The organism is Cognatiyoonia sp. (assembly GCF_965661665.1).
GTDB lineage: Bacteria > Pseudomonadota > Alphaproteobacteria > Rhodobacterales > Rhodobacteraceae > Cognatiyoonia.
The window spans coordinates 21,196-33,063 of record NZ_CBFIEO010000016.1 but is presented as its reverse complement, the minus strand read 5'-3'; the positions used below and the strand labels follow the sequence as shown (position 1 = coordinate 33,063).

The 11,868-nt window shown below is 58.2% G+C and carries 9 protein-coding genes (1 of these 9 only partly in view); 3 read left to right on the top strand and 6 right to left on the bottom strand.

Going from position 1 to position 11,868, the window contains the following annotated elements:
• The 3 genes in view from gpmI to ACTF5F_RS11080 are tightly spaced (at most 13 nt apart) and all read left to right on the top strand, a layout consistent with a single transcriptional unit that may run on beyond the window.
• Window positions 1-864: the 3' portion of a 2,3-bisphosphoglycerate-independent phosphoglycerate mutase gene (gene gpmI, locus ACTF5F_RS11090; RefSeq protein WP_438956933.1), read on the top strand. The gene continues 741 nt to the left of window position 1, outside the view; the window shows 864 of its 1,605 coding nt (coding positions 742-1,605); its start codon lies beyond the left edge, outside the window; its stop codon occupies window positions 862-864.
• Window positions 861-1,973: a murein hydrolase activator EnvC family protein gene (locus ACTF5F_RS11085; protein ID WP_438956932.1), complete on the top strand. Its 1,113-nt coding sequence runs from the start codon at window positions 861-863 to the stop codon at window positions 1,971-1,973. The genes gpmI and ACTF5F_RS11085 overlap by 4 nt, the downstream gene beginning before the upstream one ends.
• 13 nt (window positions 1,974-1,986) lie before the next feature.
• On the top strand, window positions 1,987-3,327 hold the full coding sequence (locus ACTF5F_RS11080) for a S41 family peptidase (RefSeq protein ID WP_438956931.1): 1,341 nt from the start codon (window positions 1,987-1,989) through the stop codon (window positions 3,325-3,327).
• A 291-nt stretch (window positions 3,328-3,618) separates the two neighbouring features.
• On the opposite strand, the gene ACTF5F_RS11075 is transcribed toward ACTF5F_RS11080, so the two are convergent.
• The 6 genes from ACTF5F_RS11075 to ACTF5F_RS11050 all read right to left on the bottom strand — a co-directional run bounded on the left by ACTF5F_RS11075 (window position 3,619) and on the right by ACTF5F_RS11050 (window position 11,825).
• The gene (locus ACTF5F_RS11075; protein WP_438956930.1) at window positions 3,619-4,848 is read right to left on the bottom strand and encodes an aminopeptidase P family protein; all 1,230 of its coding nucleotides are present in this window, start codon (window positions 4,846-4,848) and stop codon (window positions 3,619-3,621) included.
• Between the two features lie 222 nt (window positions 4,849-5,070).
• A complete protein-coding gene (locus ACTF5F_RS11070) occupies window positions 5,071-7,515 on the bottom strand; it encodes a GcvT family protein (protein WP_438956929.1) in 2,445 nt (814 codons plus the stop codon).
• 2 nt (window positions 7,516-7,517) lie between these two features.
• The gene (locus ACTF5F_RS11065) at window positions 7,518-8,366 is read right to left on the bottom strand and encodes a homocysteine S-methyltransferase family protein (protein WP_438956981.1); all 849 of its coding nucleotides are present in this window, start codon (window positions 8,364-8,366) and stop codon (window positions 7,518-7,520) included.
• 20 nt (window positions 8,367-8,386) lie between these two features.
• Window positions 8,387-10,843 carry a GcvT family protein gene (locus tag ACTF5F_RS11060; RefSeq protein WP_438956928.1) on the bottom strand — a complete coding sequence of 819 codons (2,457 nt, stop codon included), beginning with the start codon at window positions 10,841-10,843 and terminating at the stop codon, window positions 8,387-8,389.
• 12 nt (window positions 10,844-10,855) lie between these two features.
• Window positions 10,856-11,245, bottom strand: coding sequence for a GFA family protein (locus tag ACTF5F_RS11055; protein WP_438956927.1), 390 nt, complete (start codon window positions 11,243-11,245; stop codon window positions 10,856-10,858).
• A 10-nt stretch (window positions 11,246-11,255) separates the two neighbouring features.
• Window positions 11,256-11,825 carry a helix-turn-helix domain-containing protein gene (locus tag ACTF5F_RS11050; RefSeq protein ID WP_438956926.1) on the bottom strand — a complete coding sequence of 190 codons (570 nt, stop codon included), beginning with the start codon at window positions 11,823-11,825 and terminating at the stop codon, window positions 11,256-11,258.
• Window positions 11,826-11,868 lie beyond the last annotated feature (43 nt).

Here is an 11,868-nt window from a genome sequence, read left to right as displayed (position 1 = left end):
AAGGCGGCCTATGCCAACGACCAGACGGATGAGTTTATTGCAGCTTCCGTCATCGGGGATTACAGCGGTTTTGATGCGAAGGACGGTGTCTTTTGCCTAAACTTCCGCTCCGACCGCGCACGGGAAATTCTGGCAGCGATTGCCAATCCCAACTTTGATGGTTTTGCGCGCGATCTGCCACCCCTCGCCGCCCGTCTGGGCATGGTCGAATACTCGGATGCCCTTAACGATTGGTATGAGACGGTCTTCCCAAAACGTAGCATCGTCAACACGCTGGGGTCTTGGGTGTCGCAGCATGGCAAATCCCAGTTCCGTTTGGCGGAGACGGAGAAATATCCGCACGTGACATTCTTCCTCAACGGAGGTGTTGAGACGCCAGAAGATGGTGAAGATCGGTTCATGCCAAAATCACCGAAAGTTGCGACCTATGACCTCCAGCCAGAGATGTCGGCTGGCGAAGTGACGGAGGCTTTCGTCGGCGCGATTGAGAAGGGTTATGACCTCATCGTCACGAACTACGCCAACCCTGATATGGTGGGCCATACCGGAGACCTGAACGCCGCCATCGCCGCTTGCGAGGCGGTGGATCGGGGTTTGGGCGAAGTTCTGACCGCATTGGAGGCGGCAGGTGGTGCGATGATTGTAACCGCCGATCACGGCAATTGCGAAACCATGATCGACCCCGAAACAGGCGGACCCCACACGGCGCACACCACCAACCCTGTGCCAGTTCTTATTTTCGGCGCAAAGGGCGTCACGGGCCTGCGCGATGGGCGATTGGCCGATCTTGCGCCGACGATATTGGAATTGATGGGCCTCAACCAACCGGCTGAGATGACGGGGGCAAGCCTGCTCCTCAAATGACCCATTGCATCGCCTTCTTCCTGATGCTGCTCACAGCCTCCGCCTCCTTTGCGCAAACAGGATCAGAGGTGAGCGAGGCTGCCACAAAGCTTGAGGCGGCATCCGAAAGCTTGAGAGAGACGCAATCTGCGCGGGACCGCGTTGCGGCGTTGACAACGACGGTGCGCGCTTATGAGGACAGCTTAGTGGCCATGCGCAACGGGCTGCGGCAAGCCGCCATGCAACGCCAAGCCATGCAGAACAGGCTGGATGCAAAGCGCGATGACATCTCCAACATATTGAGTATGCTACAGTCGCTTGAGCGCGGTACTGCCCCTGCCCTGCTGTTGCATCCCGATGGTCCCACGAGCATGGCGCGGGCTGGGATGCTGGCGACGGAGATCACGCCTGCCCTACAACGGCAGGTGGCCGCGCTTCGCGCGGAATTGGAGGAGTTGAGCCTCCTGCAAGAGCTTCAGAAAACAGCCGCCGACATGTTAGAGCGGGGCCTGCGCGGGGCGCAAACAGCACGGTCCAAACTCAGCGCCGCAATCGCCAACCGAACTGACCTACTCAAAAGATTTGAAGAGGATCCGACGCAAACCGCGCTAATGGTGGCAAGCGCTGAAACCCTCACCGCCTTCGCCGCACAACTGAGCGCCGCCTATGCCGTACCCAACAACGACGCCTACAGCACCAATGTGAAAGGGTCGCTGGCCATGCCTTTACAAGGCTTGGTCGTACGGGGGTTCAACGCACCAGATGCTGATGGCACCACCCGTCCGGGCCTGCACATCGCAGGCCGTCCGCACGCCCTCGTCACCTCCCCCACGCCTGCTACGGTCCTCTTCGTCGGACCCTTATTAGACTACGGCAATGTCGCGATTCTTGAACCTGCGCCCAACATTCTCTTCATCCTCATGGGGTTGGAGGAAATCTACACCGAGGTTGGTCAAGTAATCGCTGAGGGCTTTCCGATTGGCCTCCTGGGCGGGTCTTCACCAACAGTTGACGGCATTTTGACGCAAAGCGAGGGTGGAAATCGCGGCGGTTCGACACAGACTCTTTATCTTGAGGTCAGAGAAGGGCAAAGTCCAGTAGACCCAGCCACTTGGTTTGCGCTGCAGTAGATTAGGATTCGAGATGAAAAAGATGATTATAGCCGCCGCGAGCGGGACGGTCCTTGGCCTTGTGGCGACAACGCAAGTTGCGGGCCCGTTGTTGGCGCAGGAGTCGAAACGCGAGGGCGCGATCTATGAACAGCTTGATTTGTTCGGCGATATCTTTGAGCGGATCCGGTCGGGCTATGTCGAAGATGTAAACGAAAAAGAGCTGATCGAGGCGGCCATCAACGGTATGCTGACGTCGCTTGATCCACATTCCAGCTATCTCTCTGCCGAGGACGCCGCTGACATGCGGGTGCAGACGCGCGGTGAGTTTGGTGGGCTTGGTTTAGAAGTCACACAAGAAGAGGGTTTCGTCAAAGTCGTCTCACCCATCGACGGAACACCAGCAGCAGCCGCTGGCATGGAAGCGGGCGACTTTATCACCGCCGTGGATGGGGAGAGTTTGCTGGGCCTAACTCTTGACGAAGCGCTTGAATATCTGCGTGGTCCGGTGGGGTCAGAAGTGATCATCACAGTCGTGCGCGAAAGCGAAGTGGAGCCTTTTGACGTCTCCATCATTCGGGACACGATCAAGCTGACTGCTGTCCGTTCGCGGACCGAGGGTAAGGCGGTTGTCCTGCGAGTCACCACATTCAACGCGCAGACCTTCCCGAACCTTGAAGAAGGTCTGAAAGAACAGGTCGAGGCTGCGGGCGGCATCGACAACATCGATGGCTTCATTGTCGATTTGCGCAACAATCCTGGGGGTTTGCTGAACCAAGCGGTCTTTGTCTCTGACGCGTTCCTTGATGCGGGAGAAATCGTTTCGACCCGCGGGCGGGAACCGCAAGATGGGGAACGGTACAACGCCACACCCGGTGATTTGGCGGAAGGCAAACCGATTGTCGTTCTGATCAACGGCGGCTCCGCTTCCGCGTCAGAAATCGTTGCGGGGGCGTTGCAAGATCATCGCCGCGCGATTGTTGTTGGTACTAAATCCTTCGGCAAAGGATCAGTGCAAACGGTCGTGCCGTTGCAGGGCGATGGCGCGATGCGTTTGACCACCTCGCGGTATTACACACCGTCTGGCCGGTCGATCCAAGCGCTCGGTATTTCACCTGATATCATCGTCGAACAGCCCCGTCGTGAGCCGGTTGATCCGGATGCGGAGGAAGAGGACACACCACGCTTCTGGTCCGAGGCGGACCTGCGCGGGTCGCTTGGAAACGACAGCTTGTCGGAGGATGAAATCCGCCAGATTGAGGAAGATCGCGAACGGGCAGCGGCAGCGGCGCAGTTGCGGGAAGATGACTACCAACTCGCCTATGCCATCGACATTTTAAAGGGTCTGAACGCGCTCGTACCGCAAGACGAGTAACGTCCGTTCAAATCCCAGACGAAAGGCCGTGCGAGGTATCGCGCGGCCTTTTCTTTATGAAGTGTGAGCGCATTAAGGGCGTGGACCAACGTGCGATGCCGAAAAATGGTTAACGGCGTTAAACCAAGACTTTTGAGGGAGTCACATCCCGTACACTGGGCGTACACACAGCGTATACCGCTTTGCGCCATTAACGTAGCGTGCGGCCACATCAGGCTTTAGTCACCAAAGTGCCCAACGCGATAACCTGCGGTCCGGCCAACGATGGGCAGCGGCCAGACCTGTCAAACTCTAGCCCACGACGTTGTGGTTTGGTCCGTAGGGGAAGCCTGTGATGTTGTCGTTCCCGTCTTCCGTGATGATCAGGATGTCATGTTCCCGATATCCGCCTGCACCTGGCTGACCTTCTGGGATGGTCAGCATCGGCTCCATCGAGATAACCATGCCGGGTTCCAAAACTGTGTCGATGTCTTCGCGCAGTTCGAGCCCTGCTTCACGGCCGTAGTAATGGCTGAGAACCCCGAAGGAGTGGCCATAGCCAAAGGTCCGGTATTGCAGTAGGTCGCGTTCGGCGAAGAAATCATTGATGGCATGTGTGACTTCGGCACATGAGACACCCGGTTTCAAAAGGCTCATCCCGTATTCATGGGCGGCGACGTTTGCCTCCCAAATCTTGAGGCTTGCATCGTCGACGGTTTCCACAAATAGGGTCCGCTCCAAGGCTGTGTAGTAGCCGGAGATCATCGGGAAGCTATTGAGGCTGAGGATGTCACCGCGTTCAAGCATACGCCCTGTCACAGGGTTATGCGCGCCATCGGTGTTGATGCCAGATTGGAACCAGACCCACGTGTCGCGGTATTCCGCATCGGGGTAGCGTTTCACAATCTCAAGCTCCATCGCGTCGCGGCCTGCCATTGCGACGTCAATCTCCCGCGCGCCGACCTTGATCGCTTCACGGACGGCATAACCGCCGACATCAGCAGTAGCGGCCCCTGCGCGGATCAGATCAAGCTCTGCAGGAGATTTGTGGAACCGCTGTTTCATCGTGGCGGGGGCGATGTCGGCTGTGCTGGATGGAGTCAAAAACTCATCCATCAGCGCCTTTTGCACCAAGGTGAGGTGATCCCCTTCGTAACCAACGGCTTTGTCCTGTCCGACAACAGATAGGATCGCGCGCCAGTAGTTGTTTCGCTGCCAATCCGTGTAGGTGATGTTGTCGCCGTAGCAGCGACGCCACGGCTGGGCAGCGTCAATGCCAGCGCTGAAGGTCACAGTGTCATTAGCAGTGACGACCTGTGCGTAAGGGCGGCCAAAGGTGCAGTAGAGAAAGCCGGAATAATAGGCGATGTTGTGCATTGAGGTCAGCACAACCGCGTCTAGGCCCTCTGCCGTCATAATCCTGCGCAGTCCGGTAAGGCGGGCTTCGTATTCCGCGTCAGAGAAGGGCAAGACCTTTTCGCCTTGGTGAAAGCGGTAGAAGTCAGGGCGCTGGAGCCCGGTCATGTGTGATGTTCCGTCCATCGGTTCACTCCTGTTCAGGCCAGTTTGGTCGTGTGAGGAGTGTTCCTATCGCGCGGTCACACCTTCCCCCACCGCGCAAAACGGCAAAGCAAGATCCCGGCGTTCAGGATGGTTTGTTTGGAAGCTCTGCCCCGATGTGGGTCAGTGGCGACGCCATCGCCTGTTCCTGAAGTTTTCTTAGCCGATTTCAGGTCGGCCAAGCAAGCATTTGTGTGTTGGCGGCTAGGCCTTCACCCGTTCGGATGTTGGATCATAGAACGGTTTAAGCTGCGCCTCTGCTTTGACCCGGGTGCCCATGACGTCAATTTCGTAGCGGCTGGCGAGCAGGTCTTGCACGCTTTCGTCTTTGCACGGGACATAGCCCATGCCTAGGGCTGCGCCCAAGTGGTGGCCGTAGCCGCCGGAGGAAAGGTAGCCGACAATCTCACCATCCCTGACCACAGGTTCGTTGTGGTAGAGCAGAGGTTCGGGGTCGGTCAGTTTGAATTGGACGAGGCGGGTGTCGAGGCCAGCCTCCTTCTTGGCGAGCACAGCATCGCGACCAATGAAATTGTCCTTGTCAGTCTTGACGGCAAAGCCAAGGCCAGCCTCGAGCACGTGATCTTCGGCCGTGATGTCATGGCCGAAGTGGCGGAAGCCTTTTTCCATGCGGGCGGCGTCCATCATGTGCATCCCACAGAGCTTGAGCCCCAAGTCTTGGCCCGCCGCGTGGAGGGTTTCAAACACGTGGCCTGCCATGTCAGAGGAGGTGTAAACCTCCCATCCTAACTCGCCGACGTAGGTGACGCGGTGGACACGGACGAGGCCCATGCCAATCTCGATCTCTTGCGCGCTGCCGAAGGGGTTGGCGTCATTAGAGAAGTCGTTGGGAGAGACGGCTTGCAGCAGTTTGCGGGCATTGGGACCCATTACGGCGAGAACGCCTTCGCCCGCTGTGACGTCGGTGATGATGACGTTAAAGTCGCCCACGTGGCGCTGCATCCAGGTTTGATCTGCAAGGCGTGTGGCGGCGGGCGTGACGACGAGGTAGGCGGTTTCAGAGAGGCGGGTGACGGTGACATCTGCCTCGATCCCGGCGTTTTGGTTGAGAAATTGGGTGTAGACGATTTTGCCAACGGGCACGTCGTACTGGCCGCCGCCGATGTGGTTCATAAAGGCTGTCACGTCGCGCCCCTCAACGCGGATTTTGCCGAAGGACGACATGTCATACATGCCGACGTTGGTGCGGATGGCGTTGAGTTCAGCACCGACGTTTCCAAAGAAGTTCTGGCGCTTCCACGAATATTCATATTCTGGCATTTGGCCGTCGTTGGCGAACCAGTTGGCGCGTTCCCAACCCGCGAGTTCGCCCATCACAGCACCGTTGTCCAGCAGATGTTGATGGAAGGGCGTCCGGCGAACGCCGCGGGCGGTTTTCTTTTGCAGGTAGGGGAAGTGATCGGCGTAGAGCAGGCCGAGCGTTTCTTTGGAGCGCTCGAAAAGGTAGTGTTTGTTGCCTTGGAAGGGCTGCATCCGGCTGATGTCCACATCGCCAAGATCGAAAGGCTTTTCGCCTGTGTCCATCCATGCCGCCAGCGCACTGCCAGCACCACCAGCCGACTGGATACCGATGGAGTTGAAGCCCGCAGCGACCCAGACATTGTCCATCTCTGGCGCGAGGCCGAGGTGGTAGGCATCGTCGGGGGTGAAGCTTTCAGGTCCGTTGAAGAAGGTGTGAATGCCAGCCTCCGCCAGCATCGGCATCCGGTCACATGCGGCTTCCAGGATCGGTTCGAAGTGGTCGAAGTCCTCGGGGAGTTGGTCGAACTCGAAGTCCTCCGGAATGCCTTCCATTGCCCAAGGTTTGGCGTTGGGTTCAAACGCACCGAGGAGCATTTTACCAGCGTCTTCTTTGTAGTATGCGCATTCATCCGGCACGCGAAGGACGGGCATTTGCGTCAGGCCCTCGATCGCCTCCGTCACGATGTAGAAATGCTCGCACGCGTGAAGCGGGACGTTGACGCCCAGCATCCGGCCAACCTGATGGCCCCACATTCCGCCGCAGTTGACGACTATGTCACAGGCCGTGTGACCCGTTTCGCCGCCCTGTTCCCAATCAACGCCCGTGATCCGACGGCCGTCGCGTTTGACGCCTGTGACCAGTGTGCGTTCGATGACCTGAGCACCATTTTGACGCGCGCCTTTAGCCATGGCGTGCGCGATGTTGGCAGGGTCGCCCTGCCCGTCGAGCGGCAAATAAACCCCGCCCGTCACCCCATCAATGTTGAGGTGTTCGTATTTCGCCTTCACCTCTTCTGGGCTGATTTCTTCAACCTCAACGCCAAAGGCGCGGGCCATGGCCGCTTGGCGGTAAATTTCTTCCTTGCGCTCTTCCGTCAAAGCCACGGTGATCGAACCGCAGCGTTTGAAGCCCGTGGCGACGCCTGTTTCAGCCTCGAGGTTGCCGTAAAGCTCTTGGCTGTACTTGGCTAGCTTGGTCATGTTGGCGGTGGCGCGCAGTTGTGCGATCAGGCCCGCCGCGTGCCATGTGGTGCCAGAGGTCAGTTGCTTGCGCTCCAGAAGAACGACATCTTTCCAACCAAGTTTGGCGAGGTGGTAAGCGACGGAGCATCCGATGACGCCCCCACCAATGATGACAACGCGTGCGTGTGACGGTGGCAATGCCATGGCTATTCTCCCTTAAAGCGCCGGGCTAGCTCTTTGATGTGTGCGGGAGTAACCTCGCAACATCCGCCGATGTAGGTTGCGCCGCCATCGGCCCAGCCTTGAGCATGGTCGGCATAAGTGTCAGGGGTAAGATCGGTGCGGGCGGTCAGGCTATCGACGGTGGCCCCAATGTGATCAAAATCGCTCGTGATCTTGGTAAAGCCATTGCCATAGGCACCGAACGGAAGGCCAAGTTTGGCAAGTTCTGGCGAACCCTGATTAATGGCTTCGGGTGTGGAGCAGTTGAGGAACACGACGGCTGGTGTGTGTTGTGCCAAGACAGGCGCGAGGTCGGCCAGTGGTTCGCCCGAGCGGAGTTTGGTGCCGTCTTGGTCATCCACGGTCAGGCCGATCCAGACAGGTTTGCCCGTGACCAATGCCCCCATGAGCCCACCCTTGGCTTGATCGACGCTGGCCATGGTTTCGAGCAAATGCACATCAACAAAATCCGCCTGCACTTTGGCAATGCGGGCGTAACCCTCAGCAGCTTCGGCCGCGGGTGGTGCTTTGTCCGGTTGGTAAGAAAACCCCATCGGACCCAAGCTGCCAGCGATCAAACCACCGCCGTTGGCATCGCGTGACGCTGTCGCCAACTCACAAGCGCGAACGGTCATTTCGTCCAGTCGGTCGAGCACGCCGTAAGCTTCGAACCGGTCTGGCAAGACGGCATAGGTGTTGGTCGTCGCCACATCAGCGCCCGCCGCAAAGTACATATCGTGCACTTTACGGATGTGATCAGGCGTGTCGAACAGGGCTTGATTTGACCACATGCCCGTTGCTTTACCAGCGAGGCGGACAAGCTCTTGGCCCATGCCACCATCAAGGAGAGTTATCACGCACGTAGCCTTTCGTTTTGTGGATCCCATAGTGGAGCGTCGTCCATCACAGTGGCTGCAAAACGTTCGCCATAGATTTCAATATCAAGCTTGGTGCCGGGTTCAGTGAGGTCAGGTTTGATCATTGCCAATGCGATGGATTTGCCTGTGCGGTAACCAAATGCGCCGGAGGTTGTTTCCCCCACCACGGTGCCATTCTGCCAGACGGTCGACATGTAAGGCGCGTCGCAGTCGCCGGGATTGTCGATGGTGAGTGTGGCGAATTTCTTGGCGACCCCGCGCTGCTTTTCCGCCAAGAGTGCGGCTTTGCCAGGGAAATCGTTGGCTTTGTCGAGCTTGGTGAAACGGTCAAGCCCACCTTCAAGCAGCGAGTAATCGGTCGACAGATCGCCCTTCCACGCGCGGTAACCTTTTTCGATCCTAAGCGCGTTCAACGCGTACATGCCGAAAGGTTTCACCCCTGCGCCTGACAGCGCATCCCAAATGGCAGGCATGGCGTTGGGGGCTGCGTGCACCTCCCACCCCAGTTCGCCTGCGAAGGACACGCGGATCAGGGCGCAGTTTTGGCCTGCGACTTTGCCATCCATTGAAACGGTGAGCCAAGGCGCATGAAGGTCATGCCCTTCTGTGAGCGGGGCGAGGGTGTCGCGCGCTTTGGGGCCTGTAACCAGCAGACATTCCATCGCTTTGGTGTTGTCGGTGATGGTGATGCCGTCGGGCTTGTGCACGACCAGCCATTCGTAGTCATGCCATTGTGCGGTAGCGGCGGTGATGAGGCCCACCTCTTCCTCCGACCACGCCATGACAGACATTTCCGTCACGATGCGGCCGCGGTCATCGGCGAAATAGGCCAGGCTAACGCGGCCGGGGCTTGGCAGACGCGACGCGGTGAGGCTGTCAATCCAGTCCCGCGCACCGGGTCCGGTGACGTGGTAGCGGGAAAAGCCGGTGATCGGCAGCATCCCACAATTATCGCGCACCGCTTCACATTCCTCTTGGATACGGGGCTGCCACGGTCCGTTGCGGGACCATGTTTCTGTGGCTTCGAGCGATTTGTCGTCGCCCTTCTTGGCAAACCAGTTGGCGCGTTCCCAGCCGTTGTAGGGGCCAAAAACCGCACCCGCGTCTTGCAGGCGCGAATGTAGGGTTGAGTGCTTTCGGTCGCGCGCGGCGGGCCATTCGTGCTGTGGGAAGTGCATGGCGTATTCGTGGCCATAAACCTCCATCGCTTTGTCGTTACAGTATTCCTGATCGGTGTAGTCGGTGTAGCGGCGGGGATCGACGGACCACATGTCCCATTCGGTTTGGCCATCGACGATCCATTCGGCAGCGACTTTGCCTGCGCCACCGCCTTGGGTGATGCCAAAGGTGAAGACGCACGCCTCAAACGCATTTTTGACGCCCGGCATAGGGCCGACGAGCGGTAGGCCGTCAGGGGCATAAGGGATCGGGCCGTTAATAACGCGGCCGACGCCAGCAGTGCCAAGAATTGGCACACGGGCCATCGCGTCTTCGATGTACCACTCCAAACGCTCCAGATCGTCTGGATAGAGCTGGAAGCTGAAGTCATCGGGCATCGGGTCATCTTTGGTGATCCAATGCGCTTTGCAGTTCCGCTCATAAGGGCCGAGATTGAGGCCGTTTTTGTCCTGACGCAGGTAGTAAGAGCTGTCAACGTCGCGCAGAAGTGGGACTTTGCAGCCGTTCTTTTCAGTCCATGCTTTCAGCTCCGGGATTTCTTCGGTGAGAAAGTACTGGTGGCTCATTGTGGCCATTGGGACGGTGCGACCGCCATAGGGTTTGAACCATTCGCCGACACGTTGGGCATAGTAGCCTGCCGCATTTACGACCTTTTCACAGTCGATGTCGCCTTTGTCAGTGTGGACCGTCCATGTGCCGTTGGGCTTTTGCGTGACGCCGGTGGCGGGGCAGAACCGCTGGATGTTGGCGCCCATCTCCCGCGCGCCTTTGGCCAGTGCTTGTGTCAGCTGCGCGGGGTCGATGTCACCGTCGTCCGGATCAAAGAGGACGGAGTCGAGGTCATGGGTCTCAAGGAAGGGATACATCTCTACAGCTTGTTCGGGGGTCAGCATTTTCATGCTGAGGCCCTGATAATTCGCCATGCCCATCGCGCGTTGAAATTCCTGCGTCCGTTCCTTGCTGTGGCTGAGGCGGAGGGAGCCGGTGACGTGGTAGTTCATCGGATAGTCCACCTCTTCCGCGAGGCCAGCGTAGAGCCCCAGCGAATAGCGCTGCATGTTCATGATGCCCCAAGAGGTGGAGAACGACGGGCAGTTGCCAGCGGCGTGCCAGGTGGACCCTGCGGTCAGTTCGTTCTTTTCCAGAAGCACACAGTTGGTCCAGCCTTTCTTGGCCAGATGGTAGAGCGTTGAGACACCCACCACGCCGCCACCGATGATGACGACACGTGCTGATGATGGAAAATCGGCCATGTGTTCTTCTCCCTAGAACTTGTCGAGTTGCGGAACCCCGTCCGCGATGTCGTAATAGTCGCCTTTGTCGGCGACGAAGATGTGTTTGCTGGGTTTGAAGCCAGTTGGTTGGTTAAGAGCGCTAATAGCGATGCCAATGCCCTCTTCCCCGTTCATTCTGTAGAAGAGGCTCGACCCGCAGTCTTTGCAGAACCCGCGCTTTGCAAAGTCAGACGACGCAAACCATTTCAAGCCGCTGTCTCTGGTGAAGGTGAGGTCTGTGAGCTGCGCGTTGGTCGCGGCCCAGAAGTGACCACTGGTGCGGCGGCATTGACCGCAATGGCAGAACGTGACCTCTTGGCGCGGGTTTTTGACCTCGAGCGCCACCGCGCCGCACTCGCATTGTCCTTTGAGTGTTGTCATAACCGTCCCCTCAATATACCGGCGGCGCGATGACCCAGATCGCGATGCAGGGCTCTTGGCGGGCATTGCGCCAGCGGTAGGTTTCGCCACGAATACGGAAGCTGTCGCCGGGGCTGAGTTGAAAGAGCGTGTCGTCGATCCAAAGGTCGAGGTGGCCGGAGACGATGTAGCCTACCTCTTGCGTAGGACGCGACAATGCAGTTTGCATTTCAGCTTTGGGGGCGAAGGTGGAATGCACCACTTCGAAGTCGTCGGTAAGGTCAGGTGACAAGAGTTCTTCCACCAGACCCGCCTCGCGCGACCCAATCGGGCGGCGGGCGTTTTTGCGAACGATGAGACCCGCCTCGCCCGCGAGCGATTTGGTACGGAACAGGCTGGAGACGGAGACGTCGAGCGCCTTGGCCAAGCCACGTAGATCATCGATTGAGGGTTCAGAGATGTCCCGTTCGACCTGACTGAGCCAGCCGACGGATTTGTCGAGTTGCTGGGCCAATTCGGACAGGGTCAACCCCCGCGCCTTGCGAAGCGCGCGAATGTCAGCACCTATGGTTTGAACACCGTCAACTTTTGAATGCAGCATGCATCTAGCCGTGAAATTTCTGACTTAAATTTCATTCTGCATG